Source organism: Caulobacter sp. GSs2, from assembly GCF_058680895.1.
Genome location: NZ_CM178725.1, coordinates 1,912,694 through 1,929,837, shown reverse-complemented (window position 1 = coordinate 1,929,837; position 17,144 = coordinate 1,912,694). Strand labels below are relative to the sequence as shown.

At 67.9% G+C, this 17,144-nt stretch carries 19 protein-coding genes and 2 pseudogenes; 12 read left to right on the top strand and 9 right to left on the bottom strand.

The genetic code is table 11. The annotated features are described in order from the left end of the window. Nucleotides 1-36: 36 nt before the first annotated feature. Both hemW and rdgB read right to left on the bottom strand, forming a co-directional pair. The gene (gene hemW / locus ACW17Z_RS09460; protein ID WP_492058455.1) at nucleotides 37-1,185 is read right to left on the bottom strand and encodes a radical SAM family heme chaperone HemW; all 1,149 of its coding nucleotides are present in this window, start codon (nucleotides 1,183-1,185) and stop codon (nucleotides 37-39) included. 150 nt (nucleotides 1,186-1,335) lie between these two features. Further along, nucleotides 1,336-1,938: an RdgB/HAM1 family non-canonical purine NTP pyrophosphatase gene (gene rdgB, locus ACW17Z_RS09455; RefSeq protein WP_492058454.1), complete on the bottom strand. Its 603-nt coding sequence runs from the start codon at nucleotides 1,936-1,938 to the stop codon at nucleotides 1,336-1,338. 25 nt (nucleotides 1,939-1,963) lie between these two features. Between rdgB and ACW17Z_RS09450 the strand changes: the two genes are divergently transcribed. The 4 genes from ACW17Z_RS09450 (at nucleotide 1,964) to ACW17Z_RS09435 (ending at nucleotide 3,660) form a co-directional block, all read left to right on the top strand. Then, nucleotides 1,964-2,557 carry a glutathione S-transferase N-terminal domain-containing protein gene (locus ACW17Z_RS09450; protein WP_492058453.1) on the top strand — a complete coding sequence of 198 codons (594 nt, stop codon included), beginning with the start codon at nucleotides 1,964-1,966 and terminating at the stop codon, nucleotides 2,555-2,557. A 140-nt stretch (nucleotides 2,558-2,697) separates the two neighbouring features. Beyond that, entirely contained in the window at nucleotides 2,698-2,814 is a 117-nt protein-coding gene (locus ACW17Z_RS09445; RefSeq protein ID WP_492058452.1) for a hypothetical protein, read from the top strand. Nucleotides 2,815-2,882: 68 nt separating this feature from the next. Continuing rightward, nucleotides 2,883-3,416 (top strand): DUF2975 domain-containing protein, encoded by a 534-nt coding sequence (locus ACW17Z_RS09440; RefSeq protein ID WP_419319658.1) that lies wholly within the window; start codon nucleotides 2,883-2,885, stop codon nucleotides 3,414-3,416. Between the two features lie 19 nt (nucleotides 3,417-3,435). Next, complete coding sequence (locus ACW17Z_RS09435) at nucleotides 3,436-3,660, top strand: helix-turn-helix domain-containing protein (RefSeq protein ID WP_419319659.1); 225 nt, start codon at nucleotides 3,436-3,438, stop codon at nucleotides 3,658-3,660. Nucleotides 3,661-3,840: 180 nt separating this feature from the next. Here the strand turns inward: ACW17Z_RS09435 and ACW17Z_RS09430 are convergent, their stop codons facing one another. Beyond that, a complete protein-coding gene (locus tag ACW17Z_RS09430; protein WP_492058451.1) occupies nucleotides 3,841-4,719 on the bottom strand; it encodes a transglutaminase-like domain-containing protein in 879 nt (292 codons plus the stop codon). Nucleotides 4,720-4,813: 94 nt separating this feature from the next. Then, a complete protein-coding gene (locus ACW17Z_RS09425) occupies nucleotides 4,814-5,740 on the bottom strand; it encodes a transglutaminase family protein (protein ID WP_492058450.1) in 927 nt (308 codons plus the stop codon). Nucleotides 5,741-5,814: 74 nt separating this feature from the next. Between ACW17Z_RS09425 and ACW17Z_RS09420 the strand changes: the two genes are divergently transcribed. Continuing rightward, a complete protein-coding gene (locus ACW17Z_RS09420) occupies nucleotides 5,815-6,564 on the top strand; it encodes an N-formylglutamate amidohydrolase (RefSeq protein WP_492058449.1) in 750 nt (249 codons plus the stop codon). A gap of 57 nt (nucleotides 6,565-6,621) precedes the next feature. On the opposite strand, the gene ACW17Z_RS09415 is transcribed toward ACW17Z_RS09420, so the two are convergent. The 3 genes from ACW17Z_RS09415 to rph form a co-directional block, all read right to left on the bottom strand. Continuing rightward, on the bottom strand, nucleotides 6,622-7,002 hold the full coding sequence (locus tag ACW17Z_RS09415; RefSeq protein WP_492058448.1) for a PilZ domain-containing protein: 381 nt from the start codon (nucleotides 7,000-7,002) through the stop codon (nucleotides 6,622-6,624). A 93-nt stretch (nucleotides 7,003-7,095) separates the two neighbouring features. Then, entirely contained in the window at nucleotides 7,096-8,085 is a 990-nt protein-coding gene (locus ACW17Z_RS09410; protein WP_492058447.1) for a S1C family serine protease, read from the bottom strand. A 91-nt stretch (nucleotides 8,086-8,176) separates the two neighbouring features. Continuing rightward, nucleotides 8,177-8,893, bottom strand: coding sequence for a ribonuclease PH (rph, locus tag ACW17Z_RS09405; protein WP_492058446.1), 717 nt, complete (start codon nucleotides 8,891-8,893; stop codon nucleotides 8,177-8,179). 112 nt (nucleotides 8,894-9,005) lie between these two features. Here rph and hrcA point away from each other — a divergent pair, with 112 nt between their 5' ends. Together hrcA and grpE are read left to right on the top strand one after the other, a co-directional pair. After that, nucleotides 9,006-10,070 (top strand): heat-inducible transcriptional repressor HrcA, encoded by a 1,065-nt coding sequence (gene hrcA, locus ACW17Z_RS09400; RefSeq protein WP_419319669.1) that lies wholly within the window; start codon nucleotides 9,006-9,008, stop codon nucleotides 10,068-10,070. A gap of 11 nt (nucleotides 10,071-10,081) precedes the next feature. Then, complete coding sequence (grpE, locus tag ACW17Z_RS09395) at nucleotides 10,082-10,717, top strand: nucleotide exchange factor GrpE (RefSeq protein ID WP_492058445.1); 636 nt, start codon at nucleotides 10,082-10,084, stop codon at nucleotides 10,715-10,717. On the opposite strand, the gene ACW17Z_RS09390 is transcribed toward grpE, so the two are convergent. Continuing rightward, nucleotides 10,657-10,929: a DUF2061 domain-containing protein gene (locus ACW17Z_RS09390; RefSeq protein ID WP_492058444.1), complete on the bottom strand. Its 273-nt coding sequence runs from the start codon at nucleotides 10,927-10,929 to the stop codon at nucleotides 10,657-10,659. The genes grpE and ACW17Z_RS09390 overlap by 61 nt on opposite strands. Before the next feature lie 175 nt (nucleotides 10,930-11,104). Between ACW17Z_RS09390 and dnaN the strand changes: the two genes are divergently transcribed. From dnaN to ACW17Z_RS09375, 3 genes and pseudogenes are all read left to right on the top strand, one after another. Further along, entirely contained in the window at nucleotides 11,105-12,223 is a 1,119-nt protein-coding gene (dnaN, locus tag ACW17Z_RS09385; RefSeq protein WP_419253101.1) for a DNA polymerase III subunit beta, read from the top strand. A 13-nt stretch (nucleotides 12,224-12,236) separates the two neighbouring features. Further along, nucleotides 12,237-12,581: a hypothetical protein gene (locus ACW17Z_RS09380; protein WP_492058443.1), complete on the top strand. Its 345-nt coding sequence runs from the start codon at nucleotides 12,237-12,239 to the stop codon at nucleotides 12,579-12,581. Nucleotides 12,582-12,830: 249 nt separating this feature from the next. Further along, nucleotides 12,831-13,002: pseudogene (locus ACW17Z_RS09375) on the top strand (hypothetical protein). On the opposite strand, the pseudogene ACW17Z_RS09370 reads toward ACW17Z_RS09375, so the two are convergent. Next, a pseudogene (locus tag ACW17Z_RS09370) lies at nucleotides 13,003-13,148 on the bottom strand (hypothetical protein); the annotation flags it as partial. Nucleotides 13,149-13,389: 241 nt separating this feature from the next. Here ACW17Z_RS09370 and recF point away from each other — a divergent pair. After that, nucleotides 13,390-14,553: a DNA replication/repair protein RecF gene (gene recF, locus ACW17Z_RS09365; RefSeq protein WP_492058442.1), complete on the top strand. Its 1,164-nt coding sequence runs from the start codon at nucleotides 13,390-13,392 to the stop codon at nucleotides 14,551-14,553. Beyond that, the gene (gene gyrB / locus ACW17Z_RS09360) at nucleotides 14,550-17,045 is read left to right on the top strand and encodes a DNA topoisomerase (ATP-hydrolyzing) subunit B (protein WP_492058441.1); all 2,496 of its coding nucleotides are present in this window, start codon (nucleotides 14,550-14,552) and stop codon (nucleotides 17,043-17,045) included. The genes recF and gyrB overlap by 4 nt, the downstream gene beginning before the upstream one ends. Nucleotides 17,046-17,144 lie beyond the last annotated feature (99 nt).

Below are 17,144 nucleotides of genomic sequence, written 5' to 3'. Positions count from 1 at the left end.
CGCCGGGGCGCGATGCTGGTTCGGGGGCCAGTCCTATCAGGTCGCGAGCGCGCCTGTCAGCCGGTCCAGCACCAGACGCCCAGCGCGGGTGGCGCGCAGGCGGTGGGGATCGTCGACCAGCAGGCCCAGTTCGACGTGATGGCGCACCTTGGCGGCGTCGGCCGACAGGCCCAGGGTCGCCATCTCGTCAAAGGCCACGCCGTCGTCGATGCGCAGGCCCAGCAGCAATCGCTCCTCGGCGGCCTCGGTGGGCGAGAGGGTCTCGCGCTCGAAGCCGACCCCGGTGTCGCGTACGGCGGCGATATAGTCGGCGATCTTGCGGTGGGCGGTGGTGGCGACGCGGCCATCCTCGAGGTTCAGTCGGCCATGGGCCCCGGGTCCGACGCCGACATAGTCGTGGCCGCGCCAGTAGACCAGATTGTGCCGCGATCGCGCCGCCTCGCCCCGGGCGTGGTTGGACACCTCATAGGCGTCGAAGCCATGGGCCTCCAGCACCTGCTGTGTTGCCTCGAACAGGTCGTGGGCCCGGTCCTCATCGGGGACCACCAGCGCGCCGCGTCCCACCGCGCGGTCAAAGGCGGTGCCGGTCTCGATGGTCAGTTGGTAGGGCGAGACGTGCTCGGGGCCCATGGCCAGTACGTCTTCCAGCTCGGCGCGCCAGTCTTCGACGGTCTGGCCGGGGCGGGCATAGATCAGGTCGACCGACAGGCGCGGAAAAGTGGCGGCGGCCACGGCGATGGCCCGCCGCGCGGCGCCGGCGTCGTGATTGCGGCCCAGCAGGGCCAGGGCCTCGTCGTGCAGGGACTGGACGCCCAGCGACAGGCGCGCCACGCCGGCCGCCGCCAGGGCGGGAAAGTGGCCGGCCTCGGCGTCGGTGGGGTTGGCTTCCAGGCTGATTTCCAGATCGTCGACGGGCGACCACAGGCGCCGGGCCGTCTCGATCACCCGCGCCACCTGGGCCGGGTCCATCAAGGAGGGCGTGCCGCCGCCGAAGAAGATCGACAGCAGGCGGCGCGGCCCGGTCAGGGCGCGCTGGGCTTCAAGGTCGGCGACAATGGCGTCGGCCAGCTGCGCCTGCTCGTCAGTCCGCCCCCGGTCGCGCACGACGTTGAAGTCGCAATAGGGGCAGATGCGCGCGCAGTAGGGCCAGTGGATGTAGACGCCGAGCGCCGGGAGAGCGGTCATGCCGTTTCGCTTTCCACCAGGGTTGTCATCCCGGACGAGCACCGGCGCAGCCGGGGCGAAGATCCGGGACCGACTTGGAACGCGGCGCTCTGGCGTCGGTCCCGGATCTGCGCGCTGCGCGCTTGTCCGGGATGACACCCGAGGTGAGGCTTAGTCAAACAGCGCGGCCTTCAGCTTTTCGAACGCCCGGGCGCGGTGGCTCATGGCGTCTTTCGCCGCCGGTTCCATCTCGCCGAAGGTCAGGTCATGGCCCTCTGGCACGAAGATCGGGTCATAGCCGAAGCCCCGGGTCCCGCGCGGCGGGAAGGCCAGGGTTCCGTGGACCTCGCCCTGCACCACTACCGACGGACCGTGCGGCCAGGCCACGGCCAGGGCCGAGGTGAACCAGGCGCTGCGATCGTCCGAGCCGCTTTCGTCCAGCCGCTCCTCGACCTTGGCCATGGCGAGGGCGAAGTCCTTGCCCGGTCCGGCCCAGCGGGCCGAATAGATGCCCGGCGAGCCGTCCAGAGCGGTCACCGACAGACCCGAGTCGTCGGCGATGGCGATCATGCCCGACAGGTCGGCGGCGTGACGGGCCTTCAGCAGGGCGTTGCCGACGAAGCTGGCCTCGGTTTCGTCCGGCTCGGGCAGGCTCAGGCCCCCGGCGGAAACCAGTTCAAATCGCCCGTCCAGCAGGGCGGAGATCTCTGGGACCTTGCCGGGGTTGTGCGTGGCCACTACGAGCCTAAGTCCAGGCTCCAGTCTCAGCGCCATGATCGGCTCCTTGAGGAAAATACCAATGCGGCTCCTTTACTCCGCCTTGTCGCCGTTTGCGCGCAAGGTTCGCATCGTGGCGCACGAAAACGGCTTCACCGACGCCATCGTGCTGGAGACCGTCGCCCCGTTCACCGACGAGAGCCTGCGCGCCAACAATCCGCTGAGCCAGGTGCCGACCCTGATCCTGGGCGACGGCGAGATCCTGTTCGATTCCTCGGTGATCTGCGACCACCTCGACGCCGAGGGCGGCGCGGGCCTGATCCCGGCCGGGGGTATCGAGCGCCGTCGCGCCCTGACCCTGCAGGCCTTGGCCGACGGCATGGGCTCGGCCGCCGTCGCCGTGGTGCGCGAGCGGATGCGGCCGGCCGATGACCAGCGGCCCGAGCTGATCGCGCGTCAGCTTGCCGCCATCATCGCCGGGCTGGACCTGCTGGAGACCGAGGGCTTTACCGATGATCGATGGGCGATCGCCCAGATCGCCGTCGCGGCCCAGCTGGCCTATTTCGACGCCCGCCAGGTGATCGACTGGCGCGAGGGTCGACCCAATCTGGCCGTCTGGTTCGAGGCCGCAAGCCGGCGTCCGTCGATGGTTGTGACTTCCGTGCAACTGGCCTGATGCCCATCGACCATCATTGCTAAAGTTTAATATCGTTTATCGATATTCAGCATTGTTGTAACCCAAATCGGGGCCTATCCAAGAAACATGGACGTCGCCGACCCTGGCCGGCGTCCAGCCACCTCATGGATCCGCCCAAAATGCCCGCCGCCCGACTGTTCCGCATCGCCGACAAGGTCATGATGACCCTGATCACCGCCGCCCTGATCGTGGGCGTTCCGGTCTCGGCGATCGCCTTCGTGGTGCAGACGCTCTAGGGGCTTTGGAAGCCCGCCGCGACGCGGGCCACAACAGACTGCCCTGGGGAGGGCGAGGGAAACAGCCAATGCGCGCCTTGGGGCCTGGCTCGGTATCGAGCTTTCTGAAGATCATCCTCGACGTCATCTATGTCGGCCTGTGGATCTTCGTCAGCCTGCTGTCGCTGTTCACCCTGGTGGCGCTGCTGTTCAGCTTCAATCCGGAGCTGCTGGCCCAGATCCTGCCGATCAGCGACGCGGTCGAGGCCGTCAGCCGCGACGGGCCGCTGTTCGCCGGCGCCCTGGCCGCCTGGGCCCTGCTGCTGGGCGGCTGGATGGTGATCGTCGAGCGGTTGCGCCGGATCTTCGCCACCCTGACCGCCGGCGACCCCTTTCATCCCGACAATGTCCTGCGCCTTCGCGTCATTGGCCTGATCCTGGCCAGCCTTGAGGTCGGTCGCTACGTGTTTTCCGGTCTGGCCCGCTGGCTGGCCCCCAAGACCAAGGTGATCGACGACAGCTTCACCCTGACCGCGTGGTTTTCCGTGATGGTCGTCTTTGTCCTGGCCGAGGTCTTCCGCGAGGGCGCCCGCCTTCGCCGCGAAGCCGAACTCACCATCTGATCCGCGGAGATTTCATCCCATGCCCGTCCGCGTGAACCTCGATCGCGTGTTGCTCGACCGCCGCATGTCGCTGACCGAACTGTCCGACCGCGTCGGCGTCACCATCGCCAACCTGTCGATCCTGAAGACCGGCAAGGCGCGGGCGGTGCGGTTCTCGACCCTCGACGCCCTGTGCCGCGAGCTGGACTGCCAGCCCGGCGACCTGCTGACCTTCGAATCCGGCCCGCCCGACAGCGAAGACTGAACGGCGGCCCAAAACACCGCTCTCCCCGGCGAAAGCCGGGGCCCAGATCGAACCCCCAGACGCAGTTGTGCTGGCACAGTCGCAAGTCGCGTCATCCCCAGATGCTCAGGTTGAATCTGGGCCCCGGCCTTCGCCGGGGAGAGCGGATTCAAAGACGGGTCAACGACCCATCACCTTCCTCTACAGCGGTGAGCGGGCCCGCACGGCGCGGCCCGCCTCGCCGGTGGTGTCGATCACGGGCACGGGCAGGGCGTCAGCCTCGGTTTCATAGGCCCAGACCCGGAATCCGTTCAGCTGGTGGGGCCCAAACGAGGTCAGCATCGCCACATCGGCGGCGTCGCGGCCGTGGGCCACCACGATGCGGCCGATGCGCGGGATGTTGTTGCGGGGATCGAAGGCCCACCATCGGTCGCCCAGATAGACCTCCATCCAGGCGCTGAAATCCATCGGATCGACGCGCGGCACGCCGATGTCGCCCAGAAAGCCGTTCACATAGCGGGCCGGGATGTTCAGGCAGCGGCATAGGGCCACGGCCAGGTGGGCGTAGTCGCGGCACACGCCGATGCGGCCCTCATAGACCTCATGGGCGGTGCGGGTGGAGCAGGCGGTCTTGTAGTCGAAGGTGATGTGGCCGTGCACGAAGTCGCAGACGGCCTGGACCCGCGCCCAGCCTTGCTGGATGTGGCCAAAGCGGTCCCAGGCGATCTGGCTGAGGCGGTCGGTCTCGCAATAGCGGCTGCCCATCAGATAGCCCAGGCAGTCGTCGGGCAGGTCGGCGACAGGGTGCAGCCGGGCGTCCGGGGCCCGGGGATCGACGGCGCCGCTATCCTCGATGACGCTGTCGCTCCACAGGGTCAGGACGCCGGCCGGGGCCACGAAGCGCCGGCAGGGATTGTCGAACAGGTCGCGATAGGTCGAGGTCTCGATGGCCGGCGTCGTGAAGAACGATTCCGCCATCCGCACATCGGCCTCGCGGCCGTCGCGCAGGCCCAGCAGGGTGACCATCGCCGTCGGCCGCTGGCAGTAGACCGTGATCTCGTAGCCATAGCGGATCAGCATCGGGGTCGTCTCACGCGGAGCCGGGCGCCGAGCGGGCGAGGCCGGAAATCGGGAAGGGTTTTGACCGAAACGCGCAGAGCGGCCGAAGGATGCGTCAGCCGAAGGCCGTGACGAGCGAGGGGGCCAGATGGTCCTCGATGCTGGACACATCGACCTCGACGTCCATGCCCAGATAGTCGGTGGGAAAGCCCGCCCAGGTTCCGTGAACGGGCGGCGCCAGGCGCGGATCGCGCACCACGGCGACGCGGATCAGATCGGTATTGCCGACGATGCCGTTGGTCGGGTCGAACTCCACCCAGCCGCATGACGGCAGATAGACCCGCAGCCAGGCGTGGGTGTGGCCGCCTCCGGTCCGCTCGACGGCGATCTGCTTGCGCGAGGGGCTGTGGATGTAGCCGGACACGAACTGGGCGGCCAGACCCAGGCTGCGGACGGCCTCGATCATCAGCACCGCGAAGTCGCGGCACGTGCCGCCCCCGCTCTCCAGGGTGGTCAGCGGCATCTGCACGCCGCGTTCGAAGCGCTTGCCGTATCGAAAGTCGGCATAGATCGCCTGGGTCATCTCGGCCAGCAGGTGCTGCAGGCAGGTGGCTCCCGACGGCTTGACGAACCGCAGGGCCCAGCGGGCCAGGACGCCGTCGGGGTCCTCATGCTGGGGCGCGATCGACTGGACCAGATCCGGCAGGTCGTCGCTGGAATAGGCAAAGGGCCGGCCGGCTTCATAGACATCGACATGGCCAGGCACGTCGCCAAAGGCGGGCAGGGGCGTGTGGTCGAGGGTGAACTGGCTCTCAAAGCTCAGCTCGCTGGCGCGGCCGTGAAAGCGGGCGACGCCGATCCAGTTGCCCAGCACATCCTGGACGTAACGCAGCTGGATGGGGGTCGGCGCGATCAGCAGGGTCGACGACAGCAGTCGCTGATCGCAACCTTCGCGCGGGCGCAGCATCATGCGATGGTCGCCAAACGCCACGGGATTGCGATACCGGTAGCGCGTCAGATGGCGGACCGAAAGCACAGGCATTGCACATTACTGGCCGGGATTCGGACCTGGGGTCGACCCACCTTCTTGTCGCAGGTGATCCGGACCCGGTCATTGTGCTCAATGCGGGCGCCCCGTCGGCCTTTCTGCTTCTGGGGGACCATGCGGGGCGGGAAATCCCGAGGCGCCTGAACCGGCTGGGGGTCAGCGACGCCGCCCTGGACCGCCATATCGCCTGGGATATCGGCATTGCGGGCCTTGGAGCGCGGCTCTCGGCCCTGCTGGACGCCACCTTCATCGCGCAGGTCTATTCGCGGCTGGTCGTCGACTGCAATCGCCGGCCCGGGGCTGACGGCGCGATGCCGGCGGTCAGCGACGGCGAGCCGATCCCCGGCAATCGGGACCTTTCGCCGCTGGCCGTCGCGGCCCGGATGGCCGAGATCTACGACCCTTACCAGCAGGCGATCGCCGCCGCTCTCGCGGCGCGGGCCGGACGCCAGACCGTGCTGATCGCCCTGCACAGCTTCACGCCGGCGATGCAGGGCCAGGATCGGCCCTGGCGGCTGGGCGTGCTGCACCGTCACGACTCGCCGTTCTCGTCGGCGGTGCTGGCCCGGCTGCGGCAGGATCTGGGCGAGGCGGTCGGCGACAACGCGCCCTATGCGATGGACGAAACGGACAACACCATCCCGCTGCACGCCGATGCGCGCGGCCTGGACTATCTGGAACTGGAGGTTCGTCAGGACCTGCTGGCCGACGCCGAGGGACAGGCGGAGATGGCCGAATGGCTGGCGCCGCGACTGGTCGAGGCGCTGGAGGCTAGAGCGTTATTCGGCGAAGTGGATACCGGTTCGCCGCCGAAATAACGCGTCAAAACAAGAATCTAGAGCAAACGACATGATGCAATCATGGCGACCTTTGCTCTAGAGCTCGGCTTCCAGAGCCGCCGCCTGGCGGGCGCGACGCCTAGCAAACAGCAGGGCCGCCTCGGCCGCGCCTTCGACGCCGCCGCCGGGACGGTCCAGGGTGTCGCTCTCGACGAACTGAAGGCCCGCCTCGCGCTCTGACTGCCACACCGACCGGGCCAGGTGGATGCGTCGCACGCGGGTGTCGACCAGATAGAGATCGCCGTCCGGAAGGATGGCGCCCAGCAGCCGGATCCGCGCGCCGCCCTCGGCCACGTCGATCAGGGCGCAGCGCAGCGTGTCGCGGCCGCTGACCAGATAGACCTTCCGCGAGGTCGGCCGGCGCGCATGGGCGCGCTGGTCGGCGGCGGTGGTGGTTTGTCGGGCGGTTGCTCGCATGGGATGAGCTTATGCCACGACAAGGTTAACGAGCAGATGCTTGTGCTGAAGGTTGGGTGAGACGCTTCGCCGCGCCTGCCGCGCGGGCAGATTTCAGTTGTAGCGCGGCTTTTTCAGCAGGGTGGTGCGGTCCATCGAGCGGATCTCGACCTCGAAACTGTCGCCCTCGCGCAGCACGCGCAGGGGGATGGTCGCCCCGGCCGGACCCTGGTTCCACAGGGCGGTGTAGAATTCGGTCAGGTCGGAAACCCCCTGGCCGTCGACGGCCAAGATGATGTCGCCGGGTCGCAGTTCGGCGCGGGCGGCGGGGCCCTTGGGCGAGATGCCGACCACCACGACGTGGTCTTCGATCTCCTGGGCGAAGACGCCCAGCCAGGGGCGCGGCGGATGGGGCGACTTGCCGCGCGCCAGATCGTCGAGGATCGGCGGCAGCAGTTCGGCGGGCACGAACAGGGTGATCGGATTTGACGAGCCGTCGCGGCCCCGGGTCTCCAGGCTCAGCGATCCCAGGCCCACCAGGTCGCCCTTGGGGCCGATCAGGGCTGCGCCGCTCCAGTGCGGATGGGCGGGCGCGGCCATGATGGCGTCGTCCAGCCGATACTCCCAGTAACCGGCGAACGGCATGCGGGTGACGATCTGGGCCGCCGCCGCGTGGTCGCGCCCACCAGCCCCGGCGGCGATGACCGCTGTGCCGGCCGTCAGGTCCTTCGACGAGCCGATGCGGATCGGCGGCAGGTCCAGCGGCTGCAGGGCCTGGACCAGGCCCAGCCCGCTGCGGGCGTCGATGCCCAGCACATGGGCCGAGACCCGGCGGCCGTCATTCAGCGTCAGGATCACCTCCCGCGCCTCGGTGATCAGATAGGCCATGGTCAGGACCAGCCCGGTGGGACTGATCACCACACCGTTGCCGATGCGCTCGGTCCCCAGGATCGTCGCCGTATAGGCGTCGGCCGGCACGCGCGCCTCAAGGGCGACGACGGAGTCCAGCACGGTGTCCAGGTCGAACGGATAGGCCTCGGCCGAGGGCCGCAGCCGGGCTTCGACTTCATGGCCCCTGAAGGGAGGCGGGAAGGGTGCGGGCACGTCGATCTCCTTTCGGAGATCGAATCTGGGGCGCGTCGACGCCTCGGGCAAGAGGGCGAGGCGTCGCGGACCCGTTTCCGGCCCCGGGCGCCTATTTCCCGATAGCCGCCTTCTGGAAGGCGAACAGCTCGCCGATGCCCTTTTCGGCCAGGCCGTACAGGGCCTCGAACTCGCCGCGGGTGAAACCGCGCTTTTCGCCGGTGGCCTGGATTTCGACGATGTCGCCGCCTTCGGTCAGCACGAAATTGCTGTCGGCCTCGGCGTTGGAGTCTTCCTCATAGTCGAGGTCCAGCACCGGGGTGTTGGCGAACACGCCGCACGAGACGGCGGCGACCTGGCCGGTGATCGGGTCGTTCTTCAGCACGCCTTCATCCAGCAGGTACTGCGTGGCCAGGCGCAGGGCGACCCAGGCGCCGGTGATGGCGGCGGTGCGGGTGCCGCCGTCGGCCTGGACGACGTCGCAGTCCAGGGTGATCTGGCGCTCGCCCAGGGCCTTGAGGTCGACCACGGCCCGCAGGCTGCGGCCGATCAGGCGCTGGATTTCCTGGGTGCGGCCGGTCTGCTTGCCGGCGGCGGCTTCGCGGCGGCCGCGGGTGTGGGTGGCGCGGGGCAGCATGCCGTACTCGGCCGTCACCCAGCCCTGGCCCTTGCCGCGCATCCAGCCGGGGATGCTTTCCTCGACACTGGCGGTGACCAGCACCTTGGTGTGGCCAAAGCCGATCAGGCACGAGCCCTCGGCATAACGGTTGACCCCGGTCTCCAGCGTGATGGCGCGCAATTGGTCGGGGGCGCGGCTTGAAGGACGCATGGCTAACTCCGGGGCTTTGAATGCTAGAAGGGGCCGCTTATCCTATCTGTGACGGGAACTTGAAAGAGCGCCCGACGTATTTGTCGCTTAGCGAGGTCTTCGGCTTCCCGCCATGACGCAATTGTTTGGTCGCACGCCTGGCTTGACCGAGTTGGACGCCCGGGCTCGCGACATCTTCAAGCGCGTGGTCGAGTCGTATCTGGAGACAGGCGAGCCGGTGGGTTCGCGCACGATTTCGCGCGGCGGCCTGCAGCTGTCGCCCGCCTCGATCCGCAACACCATGCAGGACCTGGCGCAGCTGGGCCTGCTGGACGCCCCCCACACCAGCGCCGGGCGCATCCCCACCCATGCGGGCCTGCGGATGTTCGTCGACGGCTTTCTGGAGGTCGGCGATGTCGGCCAGGAGGAGCGCCAGGCCATCGAGGCGCGGCTTTTCTCGCGCGGGCGCTCGTTCGAGGAAGCCCTGGCCGAAGCCGGCTCGATCCTGTCGGGCCTGGCCGGCGGGGCCAGCATCGTGGTGACGCCCGTCCGCGAGGGCGGCGTCAAGCATGTCGAGTTCGTGGCCCTGGGCGGCGATCAGGCCCTGGCGGTCATGGTTTTCGAGGACGGCACGGTCGAGAACCGGCTGATGAAGCGCGCGGCCGGCATGACGCCGTCAGCCTTTCAGGAGGCCTCCAACTTCCTCAACAGCCGCCTGCGCGGCCGCACGCTCAGCGAAGCCATGGACGAGGTCCGGGCCGAGCTGGAGACCGCCCGCCGGCAGCTGGACGAGACGGCGGCGCGGCTGGTCGAGGACGGTCTGGCGGCCTGGGGCGGCGGCGAAGGCGACGCCCGGGCCCTGATCGTCCGCGGCCAGGCCAACCTGCTGGGCGAACCCGGCGCGCGCGAGGATCTGGAGCGCGTGCGCATGCTGTTTGACGATCTGGAGCAGAAGGGCCAGCTGATCGGCCTGCTCGATGACGTGCGCGAAGCGCAGGGCGTGCGCATTTTCATCGGGGCTGAAACACGACTCTTTTCGCTTTCGGGTTCCTCCGTGATCGCGGCGCCCTATATGACGGGCCAACGCAAGCTGCTGGGCGCGATCGGGGTGATCGGGCCTACGCGCCTCAACTATGCCCGGGTGATCCCGCTGGTGGACTATACCGCCCGCGTGCTCGGCCGGATGATGGATGGATAAGGACTAGGACCATGAGCGACGATCAAGCGCCGGTTGAAGAGATGGACATGGCCCCGGAAGCCGAGGACGCCGCCCAGGAAATCGAGGCGCTGAAGCTGGAAGTGGCGGCCCTGAAGGATCAGGCCCTGCGCTATCTGGCCGACGCCGAGAACACCAAGCGCCGGGCCGAGCGCGAAATGAACGACGCCCGCGCCTATGCGATCCAGAAGTTCGCCCGCGACCTGCTGGCCGCCGCCGATAACCTGGCGCGCGCCACCGCCATGAGCCCGCGCGACTCGCAGGATCCGGCCGTGACCAACTACATCATCGGCGTCGAGATGACCGAGAAGGAGCTTCTGGCGGCCTTCGAACGCAATGGCCTGAAGAAGATCGAGCCGGCCAAGGGCGAGAAGTTCGACCCCCACCTGCATCAGGCGGTGATGGAGCAGCCCTCGACCGAGGTCGCGGCCGGCGGCGTCATCCAGTTCCTGCAGGCCGGCTATGAGCTGATGGGCCGCCTGGTCCGCCCGGCCATGGTCGCCGTGGCGGCCAAGGGCTCGACGGCGCCGGGTTCGGCTGAACCCTCGTCGGGCGGCGGCGCCAATCCCTATGCGGGCGCCAACACCGATTCCGACGGCTCGGGCGGTTCGGTCGACATCAAGTCCTGACGCGTCTTCTGGTCGCGCGCCCCCTGGTCGCGAGCCTTGTCGGCGCGTGACCAGGCCCGTTCGTGCAGGTTGAAGAACACCGTCTGGACCAGCGGTTCGACGACGCCCACCGCCAGGGCGATCCGCCAGTCGCGGGTCAGGGCATAGGCGACGGCCACCGCCACGGTCAGGTGCATCGAGGCGTAGGTCAGGGTCTTGAGGGCGAGGCGCATGGCGCACGATCCTAGTTGCGAACTATTCTCAAAAGATAGGCGCGGTTTCCGTGCCTGCAAGGGGGCCCGCCCTCTTCCCCAAGCGCGCGATTTCGCTAATGTCGGCGGTCCATTCTTAACGGGACAACGCGGGGATTCTCTCGACGCGCGTGGTCCCGGAACCTGGACCTGATTTATGAAGCTTACGATTGAACGGGCGGCGCTGCTGAAGGCGCTGGGTCATGTGCAGAGCGTCGTCGAGCGCCGCAACACCATCCCGATCCTGTCGAACATCCTGCTTTCAGCGGATCGCGACACGCTGAGCTTTTCGGCTACCGACCTGGACATGGAGATCATCGACGAGGGCCGGGCCCAGATCGAGGTGCCGGGCCAGATCACCGCGCCCGCCCAGACCCTGTACGAGATCGTCCGCAAGCTGCCGGACGGCTCGGACGTGTCGCTCAGCTTCAGCGGCGATGATCCGCGCCTGGTGATCCAGGCCGGCCGCTCGCGCTTCAACCTGCCGGTGCTGCCGGCCGGCGACTTCCCGGTGATGAGCAGCGACGGCCTGTCGGGCCGCATCGCCGTCGACACCAACGAGCTGATCCGCCTGATCGACAAGACCCGGTTCGCGATCTCCACCGAAGAGACCCGCTACTATCTCAACGGCCTCTATCTCCACACCGTCAACGAGGGCGGCGTGGTCAAGCTGCGGGCCGTGGCCACCGACGGCCACCGCCTGGCCCTGGCCGAGATGGACGCCCCCGAGGGCGCCGCCGGCCTGCCCGGCATCATCGTGCCGCGCAAGACCATCCAGGAGGCTCGCCGCCTGATGGAATCGGCCGGCGAGCATGTCGACCTGCAGGTCTCGGCCCAGAAGGTGCGCTTCGAATTCGGCGCGGCCGCCCTGACCTCGAAAGTCATCGACGGCGCCTTCCCCGACTATCTGCGGGTCATCCCGCGCGACAACGCCAAGATCCTGACCCTGGACAACGACCTGTTCGCCAAGGCCGTCGACCGGGTGGCCACCATCTCGGCCGAGAAGAGTCGCTCGGTGAAGCTGGCCATCGAGCCGGGCCGCATCACCCTGACGGTGCGCAACATGGAAGCCGGCCAGGCCGTCGAAGAGGTCGAGGTCGATTATGACGGCGAGCCCTTCGAGATCGGCTTCAACGCCCGCTACCTGCTGGACGTCTGCGGCCAGATCGGCGGCCCGATCGCCGAGTTCCGCTTCGCCGACCCGGCCAGCCCCACCCTGGTGGTCGACCCGACCGATCCGGGCGTGAAATACGTGCTGATGCCGCTGCGGGTCTGATCCCGCCGAGCAGATGATCCAGGGGCTGCGCGAGGACCTGTTTGTCGAGCTGCTCGACAACATGCTCACCCTTTGGGACGCGACGGATTTTGCAGGCTGCACGACCTGGTTCGACCGCTCGCAGCGCGTCGAGGCGGCGTTCGGCAGCGTCGAGCACCGCATCGACCTGATCGCCATGAACTACGCCGTCCATCGGTCGATCGCCCCCGACGCCCGCTTCGACGAGCCGCTCCGGGCGCTCGTCGACCGTGATGAAGCGCGCCAGATCTTCCAGGCCAACATGATGCGCGTGCTGATGGGCGCGGCCGGCGTCTGGCAGAAGGACAATCTGGAGATCGCGCGGCGGTATTTCGGGTAGGACGGCCACCGCCGCAGGCCCCCTCCTGACCTGCTGCGCAGGTCGTCCTCCCCCTTTCAGGGGGAAGATGAAACGCGCCGACCTCATCTTCCCCCTCCGGGGGAAGACGGCTGCGAAGCAGCCCGTAGGGGGCAAGTGCGGGGATAAACTGCGCCCAATCCCCAAACGATCGCTGCGAGACAGCAGTGAAATCAACGCCCTGCAAACAAAACGAGCGCGCCTGTCAGACGCGCTCAAACCTCCCGTATTCTGTACCCACCTCGTCGCGAGGAAAGGGCGCAAGGCCAGCGACCATTGCGGCGGCGGGGGGTGATCGAGCGGGACTGGGGTCGAGGGGGATACTCGACCGGTCCGGGGATCCCGGCGTTGCGGGACCCGCCCGCCGTCGGCGTGGATGAGGACAGACGGGTGTGTTCATTAGTCATTTGCTTGGCTCGCCCGCCTCGACCGCCGGTTCCTCGCGGAAACGCGAGAGACCGGCTCCCGGTAAGGCCTGAACAGGGCCACCTGACGGGACGCTGATGGACAACGATGACGCGGAGCGCTCGGCTTCGTCGAAACGGTATTTTCTATTTCTCATCCGGACGTGGTCCGGACGCTCCGCGACCCTTTCCACTAACTCGCAGCGAACGCGCGAGGTCGCGAAACTGTGTCCGCCAGACTTGCCCCCTCCGCGCCTGCGGCGCTCCTCCCCCGGAGGGGGACGATGAGTCGGCGCGTTTCATCTTCCCCCGCCGGGGGAAGACGGCTGCGTAGCAGCCCGTAGGGGGCAAGTGACGCAACCGCCAACCTGCCTTAAGAGACCCCCATGGCGTCGGCCGCGATCAACACCCTGACCCTGACCGACTTCCGGTCCTACGCGCACGCCCGCCTCGAGACGGGCGGCGCCAGCGTCTATCTGTTCGGGGCCAACGGCGCCGGTAAGACCAACCTGCTGGAAGCCATCAGCCTGCTGTCGCCCGGCAAGGGCCTGCGCGGCTCCAGCCTGGCCGAGGTGGGGCGGCGGCTGCCGGGCGAGGCCACCGGCCGGGCCTGGGCCGTGGCGGCGCAGGTCGAGGCGGGACTGGAGGAGCCGGTGCAACTGGGCACGGGCGTCGAGACCGGCGGCCAGACCCGGCGGCTGGTGCGGGTGGATGGCGAGACCGTGCCGCCCGGCCGGCTGGCCGATCACATCCGTCCCATCTGGCTGACCCCGGCCCAGGACCGGCTGTTTCTGGAAGCCGCCTCCGAGCGCCGCCGCTTTTTCGACCGGCTGGTCTTCGCCGGCGAGCCGTCTCACGCCGCCCACGCCAACGCCTATGATAAGGCCCAGCGCGAACGCATGCGCCTGCTGACCGACGCCTTTGAAAGCGGGGCGCCGGCCGATCCCGTGTGGCTGACCGCTCTGGAAGCCCGCCTCGCCGAGGCCGGCGCTCTGATGGCGGAGGCCCGCGCCCGCACCCTGGTCGCCCTGCAGGCCGAGATCGACGGCCGCGGCGACCGGCCCTTCCCGCAGGCGAAGCTGTCCCTGACCGGCGAGTGGGAAAAACTGGCGCTCGAAGGCGTCGAATTCGCCGAGATCGAGCTGCGTCTGGCCACCGCCCTGGCCGCCGCCCGGCCCCGCGACGGGGCCGCCGGACGGGCCCTGACCGGCCCGCATCGGGGCGATCTGGACATCCTGCATGTCGAGAAGGACCGTCCGGCGGCGGAATGCTCGACCGGGGAGCAGAAAGCGCTGATTCTGAACCTGGTTTTGGCCCAGGCGGCGCGACTTTCGCGTGCGGAATCCGCGCCGAATCCTATAGTATTGCTCGACGAAGTCGCCGCGCATCTCGACCTCACGAGGCGAGCCGCTTTGGCCGACGAAATCACGGCGCTCAAGCTCCAGGCCTTCCTCACCGGCACGGACGAGTTGCTGTTCGACCACCTCAAAGGTCGGGCTCTTGGCGTTCGCGTGTGCGACGCCGGCCTGACCGCTTTGGAAGACGTATGACGCAAGAGACCGAAGGCCCGGCTGAAGACAACAGCGGCGATCGCCTGACCACTGCCGACGGCTCGCAGATGGCGGCCCCTGAAGTGATGAGCGGCGACTATGACGCCGACTCGATCAAGGTGCTCAAGGGCCTGGACGCGGTGCGCAAGCGCCCCGGCATGTATATCGGCGACACCGATGACGGCTCTGGCCTGCACCACATGGTCTATGAGGTGGTCGACAACGCCATCGACGAGGCCCTGGCCGGTCACGCCACCAAGGTCGAGGTGATCCTCAACGCCGACGGCTCGGTGACGGTCACCGACGACGGGCGCGGCATCCCGGTCGACATCCACGAGGGCGAAGGCGTCTCGGCGGCCGAGGTCATCATGACCCAGCTGCACGCCGGCGGTAAGTTCGACCAGAACAGCTACAAGGTGTCCGGCGGCCTGCACGGCGTGGGCGTCTCGGTGGTCAATGCGCTCAGCGACTGGCTGGAGCTGAAGGTTCACCGCAACGGCAAGGCCCACCAGATGCGCTTCGAGCGCGGCGACGCCGTGTCGTCGCTGAAGGTGACCGGCGACTCGCCGATCCGCGAAGAGGGCACGCCCAAGGCCGGCGACTATCTGACCGGCACCGAAGTGACCTTCTTCCCGTCGCTTGAGACCTTCGCGTTCATCGAATTTGACCGCAAGACGCTGGAGCATCGCCTGCGCGAACTGGCGTTCCTGAACTCGGGCGTGACCATCTATTTCCGCGACCTGCGCGACGCCGAGCCGTGGGAAGAAAAGCTGCACTATGAGGGCGGCATCGAAGCCTTCGTGCGCCATCTGGACAAGGCCAAGACGCCGCTGCTCAAGGCGCCGATCGTCATTCGCGGCCGCAAGGACAAGGTCGAGATCGATCTCGCCCTGTGGTGGAACGACAGCTATCACGAGCACATGCTGTGCTTCACCAACAACATCCCGCAGCGGGATGGCGGCACGCACCTTTCGGCCTTCCGCGGCGCCCTGACCCGGATCATCACCAACTACGCCGAGAGCTCGGGCATCACGAAAAAGGAAAAGGTCAGTGTCGGGGGCGAAGACGCCCGCGAAGGCCTGACCTGCGTGCTGTCGGTCAAGGTCCCCGACCCCAAGTTCAGCTCGCAGACCAAGGACAAGCTGGTCTCGTCCGAAGTGCGCCCGGCCGTCGAGAACCTGGTGCAGGAAGGCCTGGCCAGCTGGTTCGAGGAACACCCGACCGAAGCCAAGGCCATCGTCTCCAAGATCGCCGAAGCCGCCGCCGCCCGCGAAGCCGCCCGCAAGGCCCGCGAACTGACCCGCCGCAAGAGCGCGCTCGACATCACGTCACTGCCCGGCAAGCTGGCCGACTGCGCCGAACGCGATCCGGCCAAGTCCGAAATCTTCATCGTCGAGGGTGACTCGGCCGGTGGTTCCGCCAAGCAGGCCCGCAACCGCGACAACCAGGCGGTGCTGCCCCTGCGCGGCAAGATCCTCAATGTCGAGCGGGCCCGGTTCGACAAGATGCTGTCGTCCGACCAGATCGGCACCCTGATCACCGCCCTGGGGGCCGGCATCGGCCGCGACGACTTCAACGCCGACAAGGTGCGCTACCACAAGATCGTGCTGATGACCGACGCCGACGTCGACGGCGCCCACATCCGCACCCTGCTGCTGACCTTCTTCTATCGGCAGATGCGCGAACTGATCGATCGCGGCTATATCTATATCGCCCAGCCGCCGCTCTATAAGGCCAGCAAGGGCAAGTCCTCGCGCTATCTGAAGGACGACAGCGAGATGGACGCCTTCCTGATCGACGAGGGCGTCGAGGGAGCTGAACTGGACCTGCCGTCCGGCGAGCGTCGCACCGGCAAGGACCTGCTGGCCCTGATCCAGCTGTGCCGTCAGGCCAAGGGCAATATTGATCGCCTGGCCGCCCGCGCCCCCGCCTTCGCCGTGGAGCAGACGGCCCTGGCCGGCCTGCTCAGCGAAAGCCCCGACATCGCCGCCGCCGCCGCCCGCCTCGACCTCTATGCCGAGGAAGGCGATGGCCTGTGGACCGGCGAGCGCGGCGACACGGCCTATATCTTCAAGCGCGTGCGACGCGGCGTGACCGAGAGCGTCGTTCTGGACGATGGCCTGCTGAACGCCGCCGACGCCCGCCGTCTGGCCGAGCGGGCCGGGGCCCTGGCCGAGATCTTCTCGGGCCGGGCCGTGTTCCGCCGCAAGGACAAGTCGACGACCGTCCGTGGACCGATGGATCTGGTGGGCGCGGTGATGGACGCCGGTCGCAAGGGCCTGTCGATCCAGCGCTACAAGGGTCTGGGCGAGATGAACCCTGACCAGCTGTGGGAGACCACCCTCGACGTCGAGGCTCGCACCCTGCTGCAGGTCAAGGTCAATCATGCCGACGACGCCGACGACATGTTCAGCCGTCTGATGGGCGACCTGGTCGAGCCGCGCCGTGAATTCATCCAGGAAAACGCCCTCGACGCCGAGGTCGACGTCTAGGGCAAGTCTCTGATTTGCCGGTATTTTGAGCAACCCAAGCTCAAAGTCCCGGCGAAGGCAGGGGGCAAGCTCGCCAATTCAACGAAAGCGTTGTTCCTG